The 23,243-nt window shown below is 70.1% G+C and carries 20 protein-coding genes; 8 read left to right on the plus strand and 12 right to left on the minus strand.

Going from position 1 to position 23,243, the window contains the following annotated elements:
* Positions 1–139: 139 nt before the first annotated feature.
* From MEICH_RS0104545 to MEICH_RS0104560, 4 genes are all read right to left on the minus strand, one after another.
* On the minus strand, positions 140–1,210 hold the full coding sequence (locus tag MEICH_RS0104545; protein ID WP_027891622.1) for an ABC transporter ATP-binding protein: 1,071 nt from the start codon (positions 1,208–1,210) through the stop codon (positions 140–142).
* 10 nt (positions 1,211–1,220) lie between these two features.
* Entirely contained in the window at positions 1,221–2,852 is a 1,632-nt protein-coding gene (locus MEICH_RS23615) for a flavin monoamine oxidase family protein (protein ID WP_169730632.1), read from the minus strand.
* A 67-nt stretch (positions 2,853–2,919) separates the two neighbouring features.
* Positions 2,920–4,212, minus strand: coding sequence for a 4-aminobutyrate--2-oxoglutarate transaminase (gene gabT, locus MEICH_RS0104555; RefSeq protein ID WP_027891623.1), 1,293 nt, complete (start codon positions 4,210–4,212; stop codon positions 2,920–2,922).
* 76 nt (positions 4,213–4,288) lie between these two features.
* The gene (locus tag MEICH_RS0104560; RefSeq protein ID WP_027891624.1) at positions 4,289–5,887 is read right to left on the minus strand and encodes a PucR family transcriptional regulator; all 1,599 of its coding nucleotides are present in this window, start codon (positions 5,885–5,887) and stop codon (positions 4,289–4,291) included.
* Between the two features lie 750 nt (positions 5,888–6,637).
* Between MEICH_RS0104560 and MEICH_RS0104565 the strand changes: the two genes are divergently transcribed.
* From MEICH_RS0104565 to MEICH_RS0104580, 4 genes are all read left to right on the plus strand, one after another.
* Positions 6,638–8,044: a hypothetical protein gene (locus MEICH_RS0104565; RefSeq protein ID WP_051303907.1), complete on the plus strand. Its 1,407-nt coding sequence runs from the start codon at positions 6,638–6,640 to the stop codon at positions 8,042–8,044.
* Between the two features lie 77 nt (positions 8,045–8,121).
* On the plus strand, positions 8,122–8,619 hold the full coding sequence (locus tag MEICH_RS0104570) for a hypothetical protein (protein ID WP_027891626.1): 498 nt from the start codon (positions 8,122–8,124) through the stop codon (positions 8,617–8,619).
* Between the two features lie 85 nt (positions 8,620–8,704).
* Positions 8,705–9,376, plus strand: a complete 672-nt coding sequence (locus MEICH_RS0104575) for a TetR/AcrR family transcriptional regulator (protein ID WP_027891627.1) — start codon at positions 8,705–8,707, stop codon at positions 9,374–9,376.
* Between the two features lie 27 nt (positions 9,377–9,403).
* Positions 9,404–10,204 (plus strand): SDR family NAD(P)-dependent oxidoreductase, encoded by an 801-nt coding sequence (locus MEICH_RS0104580; protein ID WP_027891628.1) that lies wholly within the window; start codon positions 9,404–9,406, stop codon positions 10,202–10,204.
* A gap of 234 nt (positions 10,205–10,438) precedes the next feature.
* Here MEICH_RS0104580 and MEICH_RS0104585 read toward each other — a convergent pair whose 3' ends face one another.
* The 8 genes from MEICH_RS0104585 to MEICH_RS0104620 all read right to left on the minus strand — a co-directional run bounded on the left by MEICH_RS0104585 (position 10,439) and on the right by MEICH_RS0104620 (position 19,149).
* Entirely contained in the window at positions 10,439–11,326 is an 888-nt protein-coding gene (locus tag MEICH_RS0104585) for an ABC transporter permease (RefSeq protein WP_245587616.1), read from the minus strand.
* Positions 11,323–12,126, minus strand: a complete 804-nt coding sequence (locus MEICH_RS0104590) for an ABC transporter ATP-binding protein (RefSeq protein ID WP_027891630.1) — start codon at positions 12,124–12,126, stop codon at positions 11,323–11,325. The genes MEICH_RS0104585 and MEICH_RS0104590 overlap by 4 nt, the downstream gene beginning before the upstream one ends.
* Positions 12,127–12,128: 2 nt before the next feature.
* Complete coding sequence (locus tag MEICH_RS23620) at positions 12,129–13,118, minus strand: hypothetical protein (RefSeq protein WP_245587617.1); 990 nt, start codon at positions 13,116–13,118, stop codon at positions 12,129–12,131.
* A complete protein-coding gene (locus tag MEICH_RS0104600) occupies positions 13,115–14,131 on the minus strand; it encodes a beta-propeller fold lactonase family protein (RefSeq protein ID WP_027891631.1) in 1,017 nt (338 codons plus the stop codon). Before MEICH_RS0104600 ends, MEICH_RS23620 begins: the two co-directional genes overlap by 4 nt.
* Positions 14,131–15,453 (minus strand): ABC transporter substrate-binding protein, encoded by a 1,323-nt coding sequence (locus tag MEICH_RS0104605; RefSeq protein WP_027891632.1) that lies wholly within the window; start codon positions 15,451–15,453, stop codon positions 14,131–14,133. Before MEICH_RS0104605 ends, MEICH_RS0104600 begins: the two co-directional genes overlap by 1 nt.
* Entirely contained in the window at positions 15,450–16,268 is an 819-nt protein-coding gene (locus MEICH_RS0104610; protein WP_027891633.1) for a quinoprotein dehydrogenase-associated putative ABC transporter substrate-binding protein, read from the minus strand. Before MEICH_RS0104610 ends, MEICH_RS0104605 begins: the two co-directional genes overlap by 4 nt.
* A 148-nt stretch (positions 16,269–16,416) precedes the next feature.
* Positions 16,417–18,204 carry a PQQ-dependent dehydrogenase, methanol/ethanol family gene (locus MEICH_RS23625; RefSeq protein WP_084542176.1) on the minus strand — a complete coding sequence of 596 codons (1,788 nt, stop codon included), beginning with the start codon at positions 18,202–18,204 and terminating at the stop codon, positions 16,417–16,419.
* A gap of 150 nt (positions 18,205–18,354) precedes the next feature.
* Positions 18,355–19,149: a c-type cytochrome gene (locus tag MEICH_RS0104620; protein ID WP_245587618.1), complete on the minus strand. Its 795-nt coding sequence runs from the start codon at positions 19,147–19,149 to the stop codon at positions 18,355–18,357.
* A 355-nt stretch (positions 19,150–19,504) separates the two neighbouring features.
* On the opposite strand from MEICH_RS0104620, the gene MEICH_RS23630 reads away from it, so the two are divergent.
* The 4 genes from MEICH_RS23630 to MEICH_RS23635 all read left to right on the plus strand — a co-directional run bounded on the left by MEICH_RS23630 (position 19,505) and on the right by MEICH_RS23635 (position 23,003).
* Entirely contained in the window at positions 19,505–20,302 is a 798-nt protein-coding gene (locus MEICH_RS23630; protein ID WP_051303909.1) for an IclR family transcriptional regulator, read from the plus strand.
* Positions 20,303–20,388: 86 nt separating this feature from the next.
* On the plus strand, positions 20,389–21,363 hold the full coding sequence (locus MEICH_RS0104630; protein ID WP_245587619.1) for an ABC transporter substrate-binding protein: 975 nt from the start codon (positions 20,389–20,391) through the stop codon (positions 21,361–21,363).
* A 66-nt stretch (positions 21,364–21,429) separates the two neighbouring features.
* On the plus strand, positions 21,430–22,233 hold the full coding sequence (locus tag MEICH_RS0104635) for an ABC transporter permease (protein WP_027891636.1): 804 nt from the start codon (positions 21,430–21,432) through the stop codon (positions 22,231–22,233).
* Positions 22,233–23,003, plus strand: a complete 771-nt coding sequence (locus MEICH_RS23635) for an ABC transporter ATP-binding protein (protein ID WP_036218311.1) — start codon at positions 22,233–22,235, stop codon at positions 23,001–23,003. Before MEICH_RS0104635 ends, MEICH_RS23635 begins: the two co-directional genes overlap by 1 nt.
* Positions 23,004–23,243 lie beyond the last annotated feature (240 nt).

Raw genomic sequence — 23,243 nt, forward strand, 5'->3', positions numbered from 1 at the left:
CGCCGAACGCCCAACGCCGAACGCCAGAACGCGCTGATAGCTACATGCAAAACGCAAAACGCCAAACGCTAAACGCTGAAAACCACAGGCACCGGCGTCTTGCGTCTTGCGTTTTGCGTCTCGCGTTCCACGCCAAAGGCTAATCATCCAGCACCACCAGCGCTTCCTTCGGCAGGTGCACCACGACCTCCTGGCCCGGCCGCAGCGCGGGGTGGGCCGCGGCGCGCACGCGCAGGCCGCCGGGCTCGAGCCAGGCTTCCTGGTGGCTGCCGCGGTAGACCACGTCGCGCACCCGCGCCCGCAGGCAGTTGTGGCCCCTGGGGTCGGGCACGAGCTCGACCCGCTCGGGGCGGATGGCGAGGTTGCCCTGCTCCCAGCGGGGCGGGGCGGGGAGCTCGAGGGGCCCCAGCGGGGTTTCTGCGCCGCCGCCCTCGCGCCGGGCGGGGATCAGGTTGGCCGCGCCCAGGAACTCGGCCACGAAGCAGGTGCGGGGGCGGGCGTAGACCTCCTCGGGGGTGCCCACCTGGATCACCTGGCCCTCGCGCATCACCGCGATGCGGTCGGAGACGGTCATGGCCTCGTCCTGGTCGTGGGTGACGAGGATGAAGGTGGTGCCCAGGCTACGCTGCAGGCGGCGCAGACCCACCTGCACCTCGGCCCGCAGCTTGGCGTCGAGGGCGCTCATGGGCTCGTCCAAAAGCAGCACCTGCGGCTCGTTGACCAGGGCGCGGGCCATCGCCACGCGCTGCTTCTGGCCGCCGGAGAGCTGGTGGGGGTAGCGGGCCATGAAGCGCTCGATCTGCAGCATGCCCATGACCATCTCCACCCGCTTCTGCACCTCGGCCTGCGGCACGCGGCGGCTGCGCAGCCCGAAGGCCACGTTCTCGAAGACGCTGAGGTGGGGGAAGAGAGCGTAGCTCTGGAAGACGGTGTTGACCGGGCGCTGGTTGGCGGGCATGCCCGTGATGTCCGCGCCGCCCAGCCGCACGCAGCCGGCGCTGGGCAGCTCAAAGCCGGCGATGATGCGCAGCAGGGTGGTCTTGCCGCAGCCCGAAGGCCCGAGCAGCGTGAAGAACTCCCCGGCCTTGATCTCCAGGCTCACCCCGCCCAGCGCCGTCACCTCGCCGAAGCGCTTGACGACGTCCTCGACGGCGAGGGTGCCGGTGGCGGCTCGAGCCTGTGGGTTGACTGAGGGTCGGGTCACTGCCATCGTGGTTCCTCTAGGTGCTCACCAGGGCGCTTTCGCCCTTCTTCAGTACGGCCAGGATCTCCTCGGCCACCCGCTCCCCGCTCGCGCAGCCGCCCTCCATGTAGCCCTGGGCGTCGACGGAGGTGTGCTCGCCGCAGAAGTGCAGGCCCCCCACCGCCTCGGCCTCGGCGCCGGAGAAGGCGGTCCACTGCCCCACCCGGTAGGCCGAGTACGAGCCCTTGACCCAGGGGTCGGCCGGCCAGAAGGCCCGCACCGGGGCCACGCGGGGGTCCTGGGCGGCTTTGACCCCGGGCCAGATCTTCTCGAGGTCGCCCAGCCAGGCGGCGACCTGCGCCTCGGCCGTGCCCTTGCCCACCGCCAGCCCCTGCTTCCCGCCGGTGTAGTTGGAGAAGGGGCCGCCCACGCCCTCGGGGGTGCGCTTGGGCTCCCACTGGTTCTGGAAGGGGTAGTCGGTGAAGAGCTGGCCGCTGGCGCCGTAGCGGGTGCGCCAGACGCGCTCTTTGAACTCGGCGATGAGCTTGGAATTGGTGCCGTAGCCGATCTCGCGGATGGCCTTGAACTTGACCGCCGGCAGCGGCACGCCGATGGCCACCTCGCGCAGCAGGGTGAAGGGCAGGGCCAGCACCACCCGCGGCGCCACCACCTGCACGCTCCTGCCGCCCTGGCGGAAGGACAGCAGGTACTGCCCGTCGGAGCGCTGGGAGATGGCCTCGAGCGCCGAGTCGAGCTGGATGGAGTCGCCCACGATCTGCGCCAGGCGCCGGGGCAGCAGGTCGTTGCCCCCCTCGACGGTGTAGCGCTCGTCGGAGGCGCCGAAGACGCGGAACTGGCCCTGCCCGCCGATGAGGTAGAGCAGGTTCAGGCACGACTGCTCGTCGGCCTCGAGGCCGTACTCGATGGTGTAGGCCACCTCGAGCAGCTCCTGCATGAGCGGGCTGGCCCCCGCCCGCACCAGGTAGTCGCGGATGGAGAGGCTGTCGAGGAAGCGGCCGTTCTTGCCGGGGTCCTTGTAGCTGATGTAGGTGTAGCGGCCCAGCCCGGTGTCGATGAGGTCGGTGTCGATCTGGCGGGCGATGGGGCGGAAGCCGTCGATAACCTCCTCGGTGGGCACGAAGCGCCCGCCGAAGTGGTAGACCTCGGGTTCGAGGCCCTTGTCGGCGGCGAAGAGGTCGCGCAGCTCGAGCTTGAGCTCGGAGGCCAGCCGCCGGATGGAGTAGTGCCAGGAGTCGATGAGCTCGCCGCCGATCTCGACCGGGCGCGAGAAGCGGCCGCGCAGGGTGTGCATGCGCCCGCCCACGCGGGTGTTGGCCTCGTAGAGCCGGAAGGGCACGCCGTTCTGCCACAGCCGGTAGGCCACCGTCAGCCCGGCGATGCCCGCGCCCACGATGGCGACGGGCCTGCCCAGGCTGCTGCCGGAGAGGGCGGCGTTGGGCGGGGCGCTGCACCCCGCGAGCGCCGCCCCGGCCGCGCCCAGGCCTGCCTGGAGCACCGCGCGGCGCGAGAGCCGGGCGTCCTCGCGCTCGAGGGCGCGCCGCCGCTCGGCGGCCTGGAGTTGCCGGTCCCACCCCACGACCTCGTCGGTCTCGAGGCCTTTGATCTCGGCCAGCCGGGCCAGGCGGAACGCGCGTCGGAGTTGTCCCATCAACGGAGTGCGGCTCATAACTCCACCTCCCCAAACCAGGACCAACGGGGGAATATGTCGTAGAACGTCAGGCCGTGGCGGCCTCGAAGCTGTGCCCCAGGATCTCCAGGCCCTTGCGCACCTCGTCCTCGCTCGCGACCAGCGGCACCAGGCAGCGGATGACGTTGTGGTGCATCCCGGCCTTCATCAGCAGCAAGCCGCGCTCGCGGGCCGCGTCGAAGACCCGGGTGGTGAGGGCGGGGTCGGGGGCCTTGCTCTCGCGGTCGCGCACGAGCTCCATCGCGACCATCGGCCCCAGGCCGCGCACGTCCCCGACCTGGGGGAAGCGCTCTTGGATCTCGCGGAAGCCCTCGTGCAGGATCTCGCCCAGCCGCCGGCCCTTCTCCAGAAGCTTCTCCTCCTCGAAGACCTCGAGCACCGCCAGCCCCGCCGCGCAGGCCAAGGGGTTCCCGGCGAAGGTGCCGCCCAGCCCGCCGGGCATGGGCGCGTCCATGATCTCGGCCTTGCCCAGCACCCCGGCGATGGGCAGCCCCCCGCCGATGCTCTTGGCGAAGCAGATGAGGTCGGGCTCGACGCCGGCGTGCTCGATGGCCCAGAACTTGCCGGTGCGCCCGATGCCGGTCTGGATCTCGTCGTCGATGAGCACGATGCCGTGCTTGGCGGTGAGGCTGCGCAGGGCCTTGAGGAAGGGGGTGGGGGCGGGCACGAAGCCGCCCTCGCCGAGCTGCGGCTCGATGATGACGGCGGCGACGCGGTCGGGGGCGATCGCCGTGTCGAAGAGCTCGTGCAGGCCGTCCATGGCCCGGCGGGTGTCGAGGCCGTGGTACTCGTAGGGGTAGGGGGCGTGGTAGACCTCGGGGGCGAAGGGCCCGAAGTTCTGGCGGTAGGGCGTGGCCTTGCCGGTGAGGCTCATGCCCAGCAGGGTGCGGCCGTGGAAGGCGTTCTTGAAGGCGATCACCCCGGGACGCCCGGTGTAGGCGCGCGCCACCTTCACCGCGTTCTCGGTGGCCTCGGCCCCGGTGGTGACGAAGAAGGCCTTCTTGTCGGCGTCGCCGGGCGCGCTGTCGCACAGCTTCTCGGCGAGCTTGATGTAGGGCTCGTAGGCCGTGACCTGGAAGCAGGTGTGGGCGAAGCGCTCGAGCTGCGCCTGCACCGCCGCCACCACGCGCGGGTGGTTGTGCCCGACGTTGAGCACCCCGATCCCGCCGATCCAGTCGAGGTACTCGCGGCCGTCGACGTCCCAGATCTTGGCCCCCTGGGCCTTGGCCGCCACCACCGGGTGCACCTGGGAGACGCCGCGCGGGACCACCTTGTGCCGCAACTCCAGCAACGCCTGGTTGCGGGACTCTGTCGTGGGCATGGGTTCCTCCTTTGGCTCACCAGCCTATTGGGGCCCCCGTGCGCCCGGCTATGGCGCCGGGCCACGAATTGCGCCCTCATTTATTGTGGCCCAGCTCCAATAGCTGCAGCCCGAGCTGGAGGCGGAACTGGGCCTGGGGGTCGCGCAGGTCGAGGCCGGTGAGCTGCTCGAGGCGCTCGAGGCGGTACCTCAGGGTGTTCTCGTGGACGCCCAGCGCGTGGGCGGTGCGCTTGAGCTGGAAGCCGTGCCGGGCCAGCGCCTTCAGCGTCTCCAGCAGCGCCTCGCGCCCGCGCTCGGCCTCCAGCGGCCCGAACAGCTCGCGCAGCAGGTCCTGCTGGGCCTGGGCATCCCCGGCCAGCACGCGCGGCAGCAGGAGCTGGGCGTAGGTGCTCACCCGCCCCGGGCGCAGGTGCGGCAGCAGGGCCTGCGACTCGCGGTAGCTCTCGGCCACCCCGGCCCAGCCCGCGCGGGCGCGGGAGAGCCCCAGGCTCAGGCCCTTCTGCGGCAGCCGCTCCCACACCCGCGCCGCGTCGAAGCCCTCGGGCAGCAGGAAGAGGACCTGGTTGAGGAAGACCGAGATCAAAGGGGCCAGCCCCTGCTCGCGCAGCAGCTTGCGCAGGCCCTCGGCCAGGCGCTCGCGGCGGTTGAAGCCCTCCGGGCTCAGCGGCACCGGCTCCTCGAGCACCAGCAAAGCCAGGTAGTAGCGGCCCTCGGGGTGGAAGCCCTGCAGGCGGGCGCGCTCGAGGTTGTGCGGGGTGGGCTCGAAGCGGCCCTCCAGCAGCGCGTCGAGGAAGGCGTAGCCCAGCCGGGCCTCGCGCTGGGCGATGTCGCGCTGGTGCATCAGGTGCAGCCCCGCCACCGTCGCGGCGTGCTCGGCGGCGCGCATGTCGAGCTCGGAGAGGGGCTCTTCCCCCTCGATCAGCCACACGCTGCCCACCAGCTCGCCCCCCAGCCGGATGGGGCAGACCACCCGCCCCACCATCCCGATCTCGGGCCGCGCCGGCAGCCGCAGCGGCCCCAAGCTCTCCCGCAGCCGGCGCTCGAAGCCGATCTCCTGCAGGTAGTGGCTGAGCTCGGGGGTGGTGCCGCCGGAGGCGATGGAGCGCAGGCGCAGCTCGTCCTCGCCGCCGGTGAGGGCGTAAGCCAGCAGGTTGCCCTCGAGGTCCTCGAAGACCACCGAGCGCCCGATGAGCCCGCTGAGCACGTCGGCCAGGGGTTGCAGGCCGCCGGCCTCGAGCGCCGAGAGCGTGAGCGCGCGGTGGATGGCCTCCGAGCGCTCGATGACGCTGTACTGGCGGGCCAGGAGCTGCTGGTTGAGCTCCCCGATCACCTGGGAGAAGGGCACCTCCCAGGGCAGCTCGACGGCCGGGATGCCCGATAGCTCGGCCTCCTCGCGGGCGACCTCGGGGAAGCTCTCGAAGAACTGGGGGACCGCCAGCACGACGGCCGCGGGCTCGGCCCGGGCGATCTGGCGCATGAAGGCGCGCAGGGCCTGCTCCTCGCGGGGCCAGGCGTAGCCGGTGGTGAGGAAGAGGAAGCCGGGCCGGATCCACTCCTGGGGGTCGGGGATGTCCACCGCGTGCGCCCCCAGCACCCGGCTGTTCAGCCGCGCTGCCGCCGCGACCACCCGGGCCCGGCTGAGGGCGGGCAGGCGGAGGGCCTCGAGCAGGGTCATCGTCGTCAATGCTGATTCTAGGTTTCTCCAGGGTGACTTTGTCAAAAGTCACCCCGACCGGCCCTCGCGAACATGCCGCCGCTAGGGGGTGGCGTACGCCACAGCCGCCGTGCGGCTAACCTGGCGGGGCGGCATGCTCGGGAGCGAGAGGGAGAATGAGGGCTCCGGCCTGGGTTTGTTACCCTACCTCCTGACAAGCCCAGGCCGGAGCTACTTAAGTGTCCTGGGGGGAACCTGCTTACACGTCCTCCCGGCTCGCGCTCGAGGCGGCCGGTTCTGCCTTCTGCCGGATAATAGACCCGGATCGTGGATCGACCGCGTAATTTCCCGACAAACTGCCTCTGAAAAAGGTTCTCATGAGATATTAACCTATAAACTGGACTGCGAGCCTTTCTCGACCACAACGCTTATCGCATCGAGAAACCGGTATCGTTTTACCTACAGAGTTGCTTTAGCGGGAATGGACGCAATCTGAACTAAATTAAGAAGCTTCTAGTATAATCTCATTCGTTCTAATAGATGTGCAGTGCGTGAGCCCTATCCGTGGGGAGAAGGGAGGTCTGGGCGGTTGTAGCCATTCGCAGGTGCCCTCGAGCTGTGTCGATCAATTTGGTCCAAGGAATTTGGGGGTTGTCGATGAAAGCAAAGGCTTTACTGCTGGCAGTGGCGATGACGGCATTGGCCGCGTGCGGGACGCAACAGGCGCCGCAAAGCGGCGGGGTGGGACCACAGACGAACTCGGGACCGCGGGTGGACCCGATCTTCGTCGCTGGCAACCCGACCTGTCAGGACCTCGGCTATACCTACGAATTCAAGCTCGACCTCGACCCTGCTTCGGGCGAGTACACCGACGCGGCGACGGGCGTCAAGGTGACGATCACGAACAACGTCGCAGGTGACGGGGTTCTCGACGCCTGGTCGGCAACTTTCGAAGGAAATCCCTTCGGGATCGACGCCGTGATCATGAAGGGTGGGCCTGGCGCCAACGTTTACGTCTACAACCCGGAAGCCACGGCCGATGGCAACCTCGTGACTCCCACCAACCCCAGCAACGGGAAGCCCTACGGCATCTCCCACGTCAGCTTCTGCTTCGACTTCAACGTCATCGTCACCAAGACCGCCGACCCCTCGCTGAAGCGCACCTGGACCTGGAACATCGAGAAGAAGGCCGACCAGAGCAGCCTGACGCTCTCGGCAGGGCAGTCCTTCATCGTCAACTACACGGTGAAGGTGAGCGCCACCTCCACGGACAGCGACTGGAAAGTCGGCGGGGAGATCAAGGTCAAGAACCCGGACCCCAACTACGCCGCCACCCTCACCAGCGTCACCGACGTGATCTCGAAGGCCGGCGACCCCGACGTTGTCGCTACCGTGAACTGCGGGGTGACTTTCCCCTATAACCTCCCCTCCGGGCAGACCCTCACCTGCACCTACACGGCCAGCCTCCCCAACGGCGACACCCGGACCAACACCGCCACCGCCGCCACCGCCGGCAAGGTCGAGGGCGGTTCGGGCACGGCCACGGTGGACTTCAGCAAGGCCACCATCACCCAGGTGGACGACAAGGCGGACGTCACCGACAGCCTGCAGGGCAACCTCGGCACCGCGAGCGCCCCGGGCACCACCTTCACCTACAGCCGGACCCTCAAGTACGACGCCTGCGGGCAGTACACCTACGGCAACACCGCCTCGCTCACCACCAACACCACCGGGGCGACCGGCTCCTCGTCGTGGTCGGTCGCGGTGAACGTGCCCTGCGCCACCGGCTGCACCCTCACCCCCGGCTACTGGAAGACCCACTCCAAGTACGGCCCCGCGCCCTACGACGACACCTGGGCCCAGGTCGGCGAAGACGCGGCCTTCTTCCTGAGCGGCCAGACGTACTACCAGGTGCTGTGGACCCCGCCCGGCGGCAACGCCTACTACATCCTGGCCCACGCCTACATCGCCGCCCGGCTCAACCAGCTCGGCGGTGCCGACTTCACCGCGGCCCAGGCCGCCTTCAACTCGGCCACCGCGCTGTTCGGTACGTACACCCCGGCGCAGGTGGCGGCCATGAAGGGCAGCAGCACCGTGCGCCAGCAGTTCATCAGCCTGGCGGCCACGCTCGACAACTACAACAACGGCCTCATCGGCCCCGGCCACTGCAGCGAGTGACCGGCGGACAGTCCCCGGGACCCGGCCAGGCCGGGTCCCGGCTTGGCATTCGCCCGCCGCCGGGGGACAATCAGGCCATGGGCGTTCGCAAGGTGGAGCAGATCAGCGGGCGGGTGGGCGGAGAGGCGGCCGGGTTCGACCTCGAGCTCACCTGGGACGGCACGCGCCTGAAGGGCCGCGTCGGCGGCGCGGTGGTGGGCAAGGACGTAAACCTCAGCCTGCACAGCGGCTTCGTCACCGGGCGGGTGGGGGGCAGCCTCGAGGGCTTCGACGTGGCCGGAAGCCTTCAGCCCCACGCGGTCGAGGTGCGCTTCGGCGGCAACACCCTGGGGCAGGACCTCAGGCTCGAGCTGTCGCGGGGCCAGGTTCGCGGGCGGCTCGGGGGCAGCCTGATCGGCAACGACGTCGCCCTCGAGCACTCCGGCGAGCAGCTCAGCGGGCGCATCGGCGGCCGCAGGGACGGCAAGGACGTGCGCCTGAGCACCCAGGCCCCGCCGGAGGTGGCGGCGTTGGCGGCGGCCATCGCCTTCCAGTTGTTCGAGGAGTCGGCGGCGGGGGCGGGCTCGAGCGGCTAGCCTCTGCCCCCTCGAGGACGAGCCGGAACGCGGCATGACCTAAGCCGGCTTGACAAATGACCAGCGGTCAGTAAATATATGACCTGTGGTCAGTAAGCTTCGTGCCCGTAAACAGCAGGACAAAGAAGCCCGCCGGGAGCAGATCCTGGCGGGAGCGCTCGAGCTCTCGCAGCAGGTCGGCTTCGCCGAGTTCACCATGACCGCGCTGGCCGCGCGGCTAGGGCTGGCCAAGGGAACCCTCTACCTCTACTTCCAGACCAAGGAAGAGCTCTTTCTCACCCTCTACGAGCGGCTGCTGGGGGAGTGGTTCGACGCGCTGGAGGCCGAGCTGAACGCCGAGGGGGCTTGGGACTCCATCCGGATGGCGTGGGTGCTGCGCCAGACCCTCGAGTCCCGCCCCCAGCTCACCCGGCTGCTGGTGCTGGTGGAGGGCATCCTCGAGCACAACATCAGCCTCGAGCGGGCCCGGCAGTACAAGGGCTGGCTGGCCCAGCGGGTGCAGCAGGCCGGCGCCCTGATCGAGCGACGGCTGGCGTACCTGAGCGCGGGGGAGGGCACGAGGGCACTGGTCTTCACCCAGGCCCTGGTGGCTGGGCTGCACCAGATGAGCCACCCGGCGCCGGTGGTGGCGCAGGTGCTGGCCCAGCCGGAGTTCGCCGCGCTGCGGGTGGAGTTTGGCCCCGCGCTCGAGCGGGCCCTGGAAGCTTTGCTGCGGGGGCTCAAGCCCCGCCTCTCCCGAAGCGCCGAGATCGGCTGAAGGCGCGGGAGCAAGGAGAACCTAACGATGAACGGCAACACCAAGAAAACCGCGTTGATCACGGGGGCTTCCGGGGGCATCGGGGAGGCGCTGGCCCGCGAGCTGGCCCCCAAGGGCTACGACCTGATCCTGGTGGCCCGCAGCGCCGGCAAGCTCGAGGTACTAGGGCGAGAGCTCGCCCAGAAGCACGGCATCACCTGTCACGCCCTGGCGGTGGATCTCGCCACCCCCCAGGCCGCCGGCGAGGTGGTGAAGGGGCTGGGGGCCAGGGGCCTGCAAGTGGACGTGCTGGTCAACAACGCCGGGTTCGCCGACTTCGGCGACTTCGCCCACTCCGACCCGCTCAAGCAGCAGCAGATGATCCAGCTCAACGTGGGCACCCTCACCCTCCTGACCCGCGCCCTGCTGCCGCAGATGCTCGAGCGCCGCTGGGGCCGGGTTCTCAACGTGGCCTCCACCGCCGCCTTCATGCCCGGCCCCCTGATGTCGGTCTACTACGCCAGCAAAGCCTACGTGCTCTCCTTTTCCGAGGCCATCGCCGAGGAGCTCGAGGGCAGCGGGGTCAGCGTCACCGCGCTGTGCCCCGGCCCGGTGGAGACCGGTTTTCAGAGCCGCGCCGAGATGCAGGGCTCCAAGCTGTTGCGCCAGCGCTTCAACCCCCTGATGGACGCGGCCACCGTGGCCAGGGAGGCGGTGGCGGCGATGGAGCGCGGCCAGCGGGTGCTGATCCCGGGCCTGATGAACCAGCTCCAGGCCCTCGCCCCCCGCTTTCTGCCCCGCGGCCTGATGCCCAGCTTCGTCAAGAACGCCCAGGCCCGCTCGCAGTAGGTGGCTCCAGGGTGAGGCGGTAAGGCTCACCCCGACCCAAGGGAGTAGGGGAGCGCCATAGTGGGTTGGCCTTTCGCGGATTCCAGTTCGCGGTGTTCGCGGGGCTGGCGCCGACGGATCGGGCTGACCCGCTGCTCCCGACCTCCGGAACTCGCCCAGGGCCAGCTCGAGGGCCGCCTCGGCAGGAGCCTCATCGGCGACGACGTGCGCCTCGACAGCGCGGCCCCCCCGGCGCTAGCGCCGGCGCATCCGGCTCATGGCAGCCGTAGCCAGCAGGGTGGTCAGCACGGGGGCGATCCCCACCACGGCCAGGTCGGCGGCCATGGGGAGCTGCTGGTAGTGGAGGCTCACCGCGCGCAGCAGGTCGAGGAAGTAGGTCACGGGGTTGAGGTAGACCAGCACCTGCAGCCACAGCGGTAGCTGCACCACCCACCCCCCGCCGATGGCGTTGATGCCCAGGCGGTTGAGCTCGTCGCGCAGGGCGTCGGGCAGGTCCAAAAACCCCACCCCGCCGATGATGCCCTTGAGGGGGAAGATCGAGCCCGACAGGAAGTACAGCGGCTGGATCACCCCGTTGGAGATGCTGCCGAAGCCCTCGAAGGTCGCCATGCGCGAGGCCAGGAACATCCCGAAGCCGGTGACGGTGAGGCCCAGCAGGGCCATCACCCCCCACGCCAGCAGCAGCCCGCCCAGGCCCGGGTTCACCCCGATGAGGGGGGCGAAGAGCAGGGGGATGGAGCCCTGGAGCACCGCCACGCTGGCCCCGCCCAGCAGCTTGCCCAGCGCCACCGAGAACATGGGGGCGGGGGAGACGAGCACCTCCCGCAGCAGCCCCACCTCGCGGTCCCACACCAGTGCCACTGCCGACTGCAGCGCGGCGAAGAGCACGTTGAGGGTGATGACGCCGGGGAAGATGTACTGCGCGTAGGTGTAACCCTCGATGTCGCGGAAGGAGGCCCCCAGGCCGAAGCCCAGGATCACCAGCCACAGCACCGTGCGGGAGAGGCCGCCGAAGACCTGCGAGCGGTCGCGGGCGTAGCGCAGCAGCTCGCGCCGCCACATCACGCCCACCACCGCCGCGTCGAAGAAGGGGGCCCTGGGGGCCCGGGCCAGGGCGCTCACCGGGTGTGCTCCCCGCCCTTGCGGGCGAAACCCAGCAGGCGGTCGCGGGGGCGGGCCTCCTCGTCGCGCAGCTTGCGGCCGGTGAGCTCGAGGAAGACCTCCTCGAGGCTGCCCTCGGCCCGGCCCAGCACCTTCAGCTTGAGCGCGGCCGGGGCGCCCTCCGCGATCAGGCGGCCCTGGTCGAGGATGCCCACCCGGTCGCAGGCCTCGGCCTCCTGCAGGTAGTGGGTGGTCATGAACACCGTCAGGCCCTGCCCGCGCAACCCGTCGATGCGCTCCCACAGGTGCCGCCGCCCCTGGGGGTCGAGGCCGAGGGTGGGCTCGTCGAGGAAGAGCACCTGCGGCGTGTGCATGAGGGCGCGCGCGAGCTCGAGCCGCCGCTTCATCCCCCCGGAGAAGGTGCGCACCGGGCGGCGGGCGGCCTCCGCGAGGCTGGCCCACTCCAGCGCCTGGGCGATGGCCGCCTTCAGCCGCGCGCCCCGGATGCCGTAGAGCACCCCGTGGATCTCGAGGTTCTCCTGCGCGGTGAGGCGCTCGTCGAGCGCGGGCTCCTGGAACACCACGCCGATGGCGGCCCGCACCGCCGCCGCCTGGCGCACCACGTCGAAGCCGACGACCCGGGCCTCGCCCGAGCTGGGCGGCAGCACCGTGGTGAGCATGTGCACCGCCGTGGACTTGCCCGCCCCGTTGGGCCCGAGGAGGGCGAAGAGCTCCCCCGCCTCCACGGCGAGGCTGAGGGCGTCCACCGCCACGGCTTCCCCGAAGCGGCGGCTGAGGTCGTGGCACTCGATGGCGGGCATGGCTACCTCAGGACCCCCCCGGCGGCCTCGAGCGCCCCCAGGGTCTGCTCGCAGGCGGCGCCGACCCGCGCCGTCCCGCCCGCGCGGATCGCCGCGGGCAGCGAGTCCTGCAGCAGCGCGCCCAGCCGGTCGCCGAGGGCGGGCTCGAGCGCGCCGAGCGGGTCGGCCAGGTGGGCACGGTAGTAGAAGCGCGCGGCGGCGGCGTGCTCGAGGGCCAGCCGCCCGGGCCCCGAGCGCGCGGCCTGGCAGGCCTGTTCGGTCTGCCGGCGCACCAGCGCGACCAGCGGGGGCAGCTCGCGCGGCAGCAGGGGCGTGCGCACCGCGGCCTCCAGGGCGAAGGCGACGTCCAGGCTGGCCCGCTCGGCGTCCTCGGGGTCGCGGAAACGCGCGGGCGGGGCCGGGGAGGGCAGGAGCGCGGCCAGGGCCTCGAGGCCCTGGGCCACCCGCGGGGTGGCCTCGCGGCCGCGCAGGGAGGGCTCGAGCCGGCCCCACAGCACCCGCGCCCGCTGCAGGGCGCCCCAGCCCAGCCGGTACGCGCCCTCCTCCCCCTCCGCCGCCTCCTCGTAGCCCTCGGCCGCCGCCTCGACGAGCTGCGCCAGCAGCGCGGCCTGGAAGGCCGCGTCGGCGCGCAGCTCGCGGGGGATGAGGGCCTGGCGGGCCTGCTCGAGCAGCACCAGGTTGGCCCCCAGGCTCGCCCGCAGCCGCGCCGCGTCGCGCTGGCGGGCCCACTGCCCCGCCCGGCGCAGGGCCTGCTCGAGCCGGCGGTACAGCCCGGCGTCGCGCCGCTCCAGGCTCCCCGCGAAGAGCGGCCAGTGCTCGAGCTCGGCGGCCTCGGCCAGCTCGCCGGCGGGCTCCAGGGCCAGCGCCGCGAGGTGGAGGCCGACCTGCTCGGAGGCCAGGGCGAAGCGCAGGGGCTCGGCCCGCTCGACCAGCAGCGGCCCGGCGGCGTAGGCGGGGGCCAGGAGCAGCGCCAGCAGGGCCAAAGGCCTCACTGCACCACCCCGATCACCACCGAGTGGGGGCCCCGCCCCGCGGCCACCTTTTTGACCACGCTCAGGCTGGCGGCGTCGATGACCGTGACGCTGTCGGAGAGGCCGTCGGCGGTGTAGATCTTCTTGCCGTCGGGGCTCACCGTGACCCCCCAGGGCCGCCGCCCCATGCGCTCCTTGACGGTCTTGATCAGCTTGTTGGTGGCGGTGTCGATGACGTAGATGGTGCTGGTGCCGCCCCCCGCCGCGAACAGGCGCTTGCCGTCGGGGGAGAGGGCGAGCTCGACGAGCCTCGAGTCCAGCCCCAGCGCTACGGTCTGGACCACCTGATGGGTCTTGGTGTCCACCACCGAGACCGTGCCGCCGATCTCGGCCGAGACGTAGGCGCGGCTGCTGTCGGGCGAGAAGACCACGTGGCGCGGCCGGTTGCCCACCAGGAAGTGCTTGACCAGCTTCAGGCCCTTGGCGTCGATCACCGTCACGGTGTGGCTGGTCTCGCCGGTGACGTAGACGAAGCGGCCGTCGGGGCTCACCGCCACCCCCTCCGGCTCGACCCCGGTGGGGAAGGAGCCCAGCACCTGCTTGGTCTTGAGGTCGAAGCCGGTGCCCTTGGCCGCGTTCTCGTTGGAGGCCCAGAGCTGGCCGCCGTCGGGGCTTACCGCCACCCGCTCGGGGTTGGTGCCGATGCGGTACTCCGCCACCACCTTGTTGCTGGCGACGTCGATGGCCACGATCTTGTCGTCGGGGGTCTCGAGGCGGGGCTGGAAGTCGCTGAGGGCCACGTACACCGTCCGCCCGTCGGGGCTCACCGCCATGCCCCGCGGGCGCACCTCGCCGGGGCGGCCGGCGACCTGGATGGTGCCGATGACCTGGTCGGTGGCGACGTCGATGACCGTGATGCTGGCGCCGTACTCGTTGGACACGTAGGCCCGGTACTTGGCCTGCGGCTGCGCCAGCGAGAAGAGGGCGGGCAGCAGCGCGAGCAGCAGGGCGAGGGGGGGCAAGGCTTTGGGCATCAGCGTCCTCCGAAGCGGCAGTTGAAGTCGCGGGGGCCGTCGCCGAGCTGATCGAGCCGCTCGACGGGGTCGGTCCCGGGCTTGACGATGGCGGGGGCCTCGCCGACGAGGCTGGCCAGGCCCACCCGCTTGGAGAGCTCGAAGCCGGGGTTGGGCTCGGCCTTGATCTTGACCAGGTAGAAGGGCTGGCGGAGCTGGTGGTCCCAGGGCCGGAAGGACACCCCGATCCCCTTGTGCACGTCGAAGACGGTCTGGGGCCGCTCGAGGTAGGGCACCAGACGGCCGGCCTCGAGGCTGCGGGCGAAGAAGGCGCTCTCGTAGAGCATCTTGACCGACTGGTAGGCGGCCCAGCCGGGCGAGTCCATGGGCTGGCCCCAGCGCTGCTGGAAGCGCGCGTTGAGCTCGCGGGCGCCGTAGTTGTCGAGGGTGGGCTCCCACAGCAGCGGGCGGTAGCCGGCCGCGCTGCGGGGCGCGACGCGCAGCAGGGCGTAGAAGTAGTCGCGGGTCTGGGTGAGGGGGTCGGGGAAGCCGGTGACCTGGGCCCGCAGGCCGGAGGTCTCGTACTGGCCCAGAAAGGTCATCTGGTCCTCGCCCCCCAGCAGCAGCACCACCACGTCGGCCCGGGCCCTGCCGATGGCCTCGAGCTCCTTGCTGAAGTCGGGCTGGCCCGCGGCGACGGCGGCGGTGCCGGCGACGTTGGCCCCCCAGTGGCGCACCTCGAGGGCCTTGCGGGCCCGCGCCAGCAGGGCCTGCCCCCCGGCGTCGCGGGTGTGGACCAGGAACCAGCGCCGGAAGTTGGCCCGCACGAACCAGTCGGCCAGGGCGTCGAGGTACATGGCCGCGCTGGCTTCGACGTGGAAGGTCAGGCGGTTGCAGGCGCGCCGCAGGGCGTCGCTGGCGTTGCCGATGTTGAAGAACAGCACCCGGCGCTCCTGGGCCACCTTGGCGATGGCCTCGGCCTGGCCGGGCCCGATGCCGCCCACCAGGGCGAAGACCCCCTCCGTGGCGACGAGCCGCTGCGCGGCGCGGGCAGCGGCCTCGGGGCTGGGGGCGCTCGCCAGCAGCACCTTGACCCGCGTCCCCAGCAGCTCGGCGTTCTCGCCCACCTCCTCCCCGGCCATCACCGCGCCCATGCGGGCGATCTCGCCGCCGATGGCGTGGGCGGAGGAGGAGACGGGCTGCTCGAGGCTCCCGGTGCGGGTGGGCACCACCACCCCGATGCGGATGAGCTTGGGGGGTTGGCCCTGGCCCAGGGCCTGCGCGGCCAGCAAGCCTCCCCCCAGCGCCAGCACCTGGCGGCGGGTGAGCCGAGGTTCTTTCATGGCTTCTTGACCTCCAGCACGGGTTTGGGCAGGGGGATCTGCGGCACGCCGTACTCCTTCAGGATGGCCTGGATCTGGTCCCAGCGCCGGACCAGGGCGATGTTGAGCCGGTCGCGCAGGGCCTCGTCCCCTGCCCGCACCCCGATGACCACGGGGTAGACCATGGAAATGGCGGGTAGCTCGAACTCCGGCTGCACGGGGACCACCTTGAGCTTCGTCGGCTGCCGGCGGGCGAAGTAGCCCGCCACCGGGCCCCACACGATCGCCACGTCCACCTGCCCCTTGGCCACCGCCTCGACGATGGGGGAGGAGGGGGGCGAGGCGGCGGGGTCGGTGGCCTCGAGGATGACCGCCTTGGCCGACAGGCCCCGGTTGGCCAGCGCCTCGAAGGGCGGCACCCCCGGCGTCTCGACGGCCACGCGCAGCTCCTTGAGCACCGGGTCGTCCATCGAGGCGACGGCGTAGGGGCTGTCCTCGCGGTAGACGAAGACGAAGCTGCTCTGGTAGTACGCCAGCGTGGAGAGCGTGCCCTCGTAGCCCTCGCCCAGGCCCAGGATCAGGTCGCAGTGGCCCTCGCGCAGGCGCATGTGGACCATGCTGGGGCTGCGTTTCCACCACACGTAGGTCAGCCGGGCCCCCAGGTCCTTCGCCAGGAGCTCGGCGATGCGGTTGTCGAAGCCCTGCATCTGGCGGTTGGAGAAGGGCAGGTCGTCCGGGTCGGCGCACACCCGCATCTCCCAGCCCTGCGCGGCGCCGAGCTGCCCCAGGAGGAGGAGGGCGCAGAGGAGGCCGGGCCAGGCCGAGCGTCCCCTCATGGCGCTCCTTCCGGCCCCCGCCCAGCGGGGAGCCGGGCATCACGGGTGCGTCGTGGCATCTTCAGCGGCTCCTGATCTCACGGGCTTTCGTGTTGGAAGGGGGCAAGGGAAGAGGCCGCGGCTCCTTCCCTTGCCCGCTCGAGGTCGTTCAGTTGGGCACGTGGAAGACGAACAGGAAGTTGCCCTTGCGCTGGAAGGCCCCGACCGTGCCGTTGCCCACGTCGTCGAGGTCGATGGCGCGGTTCCCGAAGCCCTTCGACCCTACCAGGATGGCCACGTACTGCTTGCCGTCGGGGCCCAGGTAGGTCATGGGGTTGGCGTAGGTCCCGGCCCCCGTCCTGAATTGCCACAGCACCTGGCCGGTGCGGGCGTGGACGGCCTTGAAGTAGCCGTCGACGGTGCCGTAGAACACCAGGTCGCCGGCGGTGACCACGGTGCCCGAGCGGTTGTGGAAGGGTTCCTTAACGCTCCAGGCCTCGCGCTGGTTAACGGGGTCCCAGGCCATCAGCGCCGAGCGGACGTTGGCGGCCGAGAGGAACTTGGCGGTGCTGCGCACGCCGATGTAGCGCTCCCCCGGCTTGTAGTCGACGTCGATGGCTTCCTGGTCCATGCAGATGTTGAGCACGGTGGTGAAGTAGAACAGCCCGGTGCGCGGGGAGTAGGAGGCCGGCTGGAAGTTCTTGCCGCCGATGAGGTAAGGACAGATGTCCTTGATCACCTGGCCGGGCACCAGCAGCTTGTCCTTGTTGAAGACGGGCCGCCCGGTCTTGAGGTCGTAGCCCGAGGCCCAGTTGGTCTCGACGTAGGGCTTGGCCGAAAGCAGTTCGCCCGTGGCGCGGTCGAGCACGAAGAAGAAGCCGTTGCGCCCGGCGTGGACCAGCGCCTTGCGCGTCTGCCCGCCGATGTTGAGGTCGACGAGGTTCATGTCGCCGACCTCGTCGTAGTCCCACTGCTCCTGCGGGGTGAACTGGTAGGCCCAGATCAGCTCGCCGGTGTCGGGGTTGCGGGCCAGCACCGAGGCGACGTACTTGTTCGACCACACGAAGGGGTCGGGGTTGTTGGGGTCGCGGCGGTACTTGGGGTTCCAGGGGCCGCCGTTGGAGGTGCCGTAGTAGATGAGGTTGAGCTCGGGGTCGTAGGTGATGTAGCCCCAGGTGGTGCCGGTGCCGCGCTGCCAGGAGTCGCCGAACCAGGTCGCGGTGCCGGGCGACTTCACCTGGTCGTCGGGGTAGAAGGGCTTGAAGTTGGGGCCGATGAGCATGTCGGCGTCGGGGCCCATGCTGTAGCCGCGCCACTTGCGCTGGCCGGTGGCCAGGTCGTAGCCGGTGACGTGCCCGCGGTTGCCGAACTCGCCCCCTGCCATGCCGACGATCACCGTGTTGCCGGCGATGATGGCGGGCGCGGTCTGGACTTCCTGCTTCTCGATGTCGCCGTTCTGGGCCTTCCAGACCTCTTTGCCGGTCTTGGCGTCGAGGGCGATGAGCTGGCCGTCGAGGGTGGCGATGATGATTTTCCCCTGGGCGTAGGACCAGCCGCGGCTCATCAACCCGCAACAGGTCACGGGGATGGCCTTCTCGTTCTGTTTGGGCTCGTACATCCACTTGATGACGCCCTCACGCCCGGGCCGCAGGTCCAGGGCGTAGACCTGGTTGGGGTAGGGAGCCATGATGTACATGGTGTCGCCAATGACCAGGGGCTCGCCCTCCACCCCGTCCTGTTGCACCCCCAGGGCGAAGGTCCACGCGACCTGCAGCCGCCGGGCGTTGAGTGTATTGATCTGGCTCAGAGGGCTGTAGCGCAGGCCGTCGTAGCTGCGGCCCGTCATCACCCACTGGCCCTGGTCGCGCTGCAGGGATACCAGCTCCGGGTTGGCCATTGCCCAGCCCAAAAGCGACACCGCCGCCGCCAGGAAAATTCCTCGGATATTACCCCGCATAATTTCTCCTCTACCCGCGTTCCTCGAGTCTCACCTCTCGCTTAGACAACGGATCGGTCACCTTTTCCCGCACTCACCTCCTCGCTGAGAGTCCTCCTAAGGTCACCCTGCTGAAGAAAGCGACCCCGCCGCAGCCCGGGCTGGTCCCGGCTAGCGGTTGGCCTTGACCTCCTCTGCGGTCGTGACGCCGAACTGGTTGCCCCAGGAGTTGCGGATGTAGGTGGTCACTGCCGCGACCTCCTGGTCGGAGAGGGTGCCGCCGAAGCCCGGCATCTGCTGGCCCCCGCCCAGGATCTGGCGGATGGTGAAGCGGGCGTCCTTGAGGTTAGGAACCCCGGCCAGCTTCGGACCCACGCCGCCGGCCCCGTTGGCGCCGTGGCAACCCGCGCAGTAGCGGGTGTACAGCGGCTCCCCCTCGGCCATGAGCTTGGCCATGGCCTCGCTTTGAGCCGGGGCGGGCTGGGCGGGCTGGGCAGGTTGGGTCGCCTGGGCCGCCTGCCGGATGGCCTCACCCTTGGGCGACACCAAGAACCAGTTGCCCCCCACCCCCTGCCCGCCGAAGTCGCCGGGTTTCTGGTCGCGGGCGTAGTAGTACAGCGGCCAGCCGTTGTACGTGATCTGCGAGCCCGCCCCGTCGGTGCGCTTGGTGAAGCCCAGCAGCTTCTCGTCCACGCCCTGGCCCGCCAGGGGCTTGGCCTTGTCCTTGAACAGCAGCGGAGGCCAGTTCTGCGCGCAGGTGCCGTAGCAGGTGACGGTGTCCTTGGTGTCCCGGGTGAACAGGTACAGCGAGCGGCCCTTGAGGTCGGTGAGGTAGGCGCCGTAGGTCGGGCTTTGCGCGACCAGTACGTCGAGTTCCTCAGGGTCGTAGGCGGTGGCCCCGGGGAGGAGCATCGAACACACCACACCGAGCACGACGAGCCGTTTGATCCTTACCCCTTTGCGCATCTTGGCCTCCAAAAGCCGGACGTATTGTGGCAATACGCCCCGAACCAATCGAATAAAACTGCTTCTGACCCGACTTGCTTAGCTTTAACTTTTATGGTTCTAAGATAACCCATTTGCTATCCACAGGCAAGCAACCGCCGCAATTCGCGTCGGCGGGGCAATCCCCGCCGATCCGGCTTCCGTGCTTCGGTGCTGGTTCCAGGAAAGCGGCGAGCTCACCTGCCCAGGCATGGGCAGGGCGCGGGTTTGTTTAGAGCAACCATATTTGATCAAACCAAACACCCGACTCGAGCGCCGGAGCGCATAGTGTTTGGGATTTGACAGAATCAAATTTATTTGATCTAATCAACCCACCATGGAACGCTACGTGATCCAGGCGGCTTACAAGACGCTACAAGTTCTGCTGGCCTTTACCCACGCCCCCCACCGCTTCTCGCTGGTCGAGCTCACCGAGCTGACTGGGATGGACAAGAACCAGGTCTTCCGGGCGGTCAAGACCCTCGAGCACGCCGGTTTCCTGAGCAGCGAGCCCGACGGGAAGCTGGTCCTGACCTCCGTGGTCAACGCTCTGGCGGTGGGCAACCCCCGCCTGGCCGCGGTGTCGCTGCCCCGGGCCGCCTCCAGCCACATGTCCCGCCTGTTCGAGCAGTCGGGCGAGACGGTCGCGCTCTACGCCTACGACGGGGAGCAGGCGGTGTGCATCGACGTGATCGAGAGCGCCAAGGCCGTCCGCTGGTCCTCGATGCTGGGCAAGCACTTCCACCTGCACGCCGGGGCGGGGGCCAAGACCATCCTGGCCTACCTCGAGCCCCGCGCCCAGCAGGCCTTCCTGGCCAAACTGCCCACCCTCCCCAAGTACACCCCGCGCACCATCACCGACCCCGAGCTCATGCGGCGCGACATCGAGCGCACCTGCGAGCGGGGCTACGCGGTCAGCGACCGGGAGTACGACGCGGAAACCCGCGTCGTCGGGGCCCCCATCTTCGGGTCGAACGGGCGGGTGGCGGGCTCGATCACCGTGGGCGGCCCCGCCTTCCGCATCGACGACGAGCACCTGCAGATCTACGGCCACATGGCCGTGGGCACGGCCGCCGAGATCTCGGCGGAGATGGGCTTCCTCAGGCTGGGCTCGAGGCGCCTCTCCGCCTCCTAGCCGCCTTCGGCCCAAGGCACGCCGGGCGGTTGAGCGGTATACTGTTGGAAGTTCAAGCAGGAAAGGGGTGGGCCATGGGCGCAGGCGTGAGGTTGTTGGCGCTGCTCGCCATCCTGGCGGCGGGCAGTTGGGCTTTGGCTCAGGAGCCCCGGGTCGTGCGGGTGGGGCTCCAGGCAGGGGGCACGTTCAGTTGGGTGGTCTACGCGATCGAGCGTTTCGGCATCGACAAGCAACTGGGCATACAGGTCAAGGAGGTGACTTACCCCTCCAAGCAGGCCACCCAGATCGCCCTGCGCTCGGGCGAGGTGCAGGTCACGGTGGACGACTTCATCGAGGCGGTCCGGATGCAGCAGCAGGGGATCCCGGCTCGAGCGGTCTACCCCTACAGCCTGGTGACGGGCGGGGTGGTGGTCCGGGCCGACAGCCCCATCAAGAGCGTCGCCGACCTCAAGGGCAAGACCATCGCCGCGCAGAGCCTGGGGGACAAGAGCCTGCTCATCCTGCGGGCGCTGGCGGTCTTCAAGTACGGCTTCGACCCCCAGAAGGACAGCAAGGTGGTGGCCGCCGCCCCGCCGCTGATGGCCGAGCTGCTGCGTAGGGGCGAGATCGACGCGGGCCTGCCCTTCTGGCACTTCGTCGCCCGCCAGGTGGCCTCGGGCGAGTCGCGCGAGCTGATCTCGGCCGCCGCCATGCTCAAGGAGCTCGGCGCCCCGCCGGACCTGCCGCTGCTGCTGATCATCGCCCGCAACGACGCCGACGCCGGCACCATCGAGCGCCTGCTCAAGGCGGTCCAGCTCGCCAACCAGCGCATGAGGGAGACCGACGCCTTCTGGAAGGAGATCCTCGACAGAAACCTCTACGCCCTGCCCGACCCCTCCCTCATGCCCGCCGTGCGCAAGCGCTGGGAGGCGGGCCTGCCCCAGCGCTGGGACGCGGGGGTGGTGGTGGGCCTGACCAACCTGGTGCAGCGCATGGTGCAGGTGGCGGGCGCGGAGGTGGTGGGGGTCTCGCGCTTCGACGCGCGGGCCTACAGCACCCAGTTCAGGCCGCTGGGCGACTAGGGGGAAAGGCGGCGACCGTGCTGAAGCAACCGTCTATGGCCGCAACGCGCCCGGGGCAGGGGTAGCGTGGAGACCCTGCCCGCGCGGGCCCAGCCCCGCGCCACGGGGGAATTGTCCCGTTCGCTGGGGCTGCGCCTGCTGTCGCTGCTGTCGATCGTGCTGGCGTGGCTGCTGTTGTCGTGGCTGATGGGGCGCACGGTGGTCCCGGGGCCGCTCGAGACCGTCGCCTTCCTGGTTCGCGAGCACGAGCGCGGGCAGTTGTGGCTGCACGTCGGCATCACCTTGTGGCGGGTGATGGTGGCCTTCACCATCACCATGGCCCTGGGCGTGCTGATCGGGGTGGCGGTGGGGGCCTCGCGCACCCTCGACCGGCTGCTGGAGGCCTGGGTGGTCACCGGGCTGGCGGTCCCCCGCATCCTGCCGCTGGTGGTGTGCTACTTGCTCATCGGGCTCAACGACACCGCGGCCATCGTGGGGCTGGTGATCATCCTGGTGCCGCAGGTGGTGGTGCAGATGCGCGAGGGCATCCGCGCCATCGACCTCAAGCTGGTGGAGATGGCCCGCGCCCTGCGCCGCCCCCGGGGCCAGATCTGGCGGCAGGTGGTGCTGCCCCAACTGGCCCCCTACCTGCTGGGCACCGCGCGCGGCGCGCTGTCGCTGAGCTGGAAGATGGTGGTGTTCGCCGAGCTGCTCGGCCGCACGAGCGGGGTGGGCTACCAGATCAACTTCTACTTCCAGATGTTCGAGATGCGCGGCATCCTGGCCTACGGGCTGGCCATGACCCTGGTGCTGGCGGCCGTGGACCTCACGATGCTGGCTTTGGGCGAGCGGGCCTTCCGCTGGCGGCGGCCGGTGGAGCGGGTGGTCTGATGGCGGGGATCCGCTGCACGGCCCTGCGCAAGGTGTTCGCCTCGAGCCGGGGCCCTAAGGTGGTGCTGGAGGGGGTGAACCTGGAGGTGAGGAGCGGGGAGTTCGTCGCCGTCCTGGGCCCCTCGGGCTGCGGCAAGAGCACCTTGCTCAACATCCTCAGCGGCCTGGAGCGCGACTACGAGGGCCGGGTGAGCTTCCCCGGCTTCGCCGGGCGCGGTGAGCCCGTCCTGGGCTACGTGTTCCAGGAGCCCCGCCTGCTGCCGTGGATGACGGTGCGGCAGAACATCCACTTCGCCCTCGAGGCCACCCCCTCCCCGGAGGCGGGCGCGCGGGTGCGGAACTGGCTCGAGCGGGTGGGCCTGGCCGACTACTACGACTACTACCCCAACCAGCTCTCCGTGGGCATGCAGCACCGCGTGTCCCTGGCCCGTGCCCTCATCCTCGACCCCCAGGTGCTGCTGCTCGACGAGCCCTTCAGTTCCCTCGACGAGATCACTGCCATGAGCATGCGCGGGGAGGTGCTGGAGCTGTGGAAGGAGCAGCGGGGGACGGTGCTGCTGGTGACCCACAACCCCCTCGAGGCGGTCTACCTCGCCGACCGGGTGCTCATCATGGCCGCCAACCCCGGGCGCATCGTCGCCGAGCTCGATCTCACCGGGCGCCTGCCGCGACCCCGCGACCCCGAGGACCGGCGGCTGTGGGAGCTCTCCCGCGAGACCGTGCGCCTGCTCTCCCCCCACCTCCGCCTGGGCAGTGCGGCCGGCGGCTGAGCCTGGGAATCACCTCGACACCGTCCCATGCCCTTTTTCGTTGTTTTAGCGGATGGAAGGGGGTGGTTTTGGGTGGGGTGGTTTGGTGTCCCCCGCTCCGCCGTCAGGGGAGCGAGGGGGAGGCCATTCCACGTGGCGAGGGCATCGCAGTACGCGATCCGGCATACGCCGGAAACCTGCTCCCCCTGGCGGCCCCCGAGGGACTCGCGGGCATGCCGCCGGGCCTCAGTGCCCGCGTAC

The sequence above is a fragment of the Calidithermus chliarophilus DSM 9957 genome (genome assembly GCF_000430045.1).
In the GTDB taxonomy this organism is placed as follows: domain Bacteria; phylum Deinococcota; class Deinococci; order Deinococcales; family Thermaceae; genus Calidithermus; species Calidithermus chliarophilus.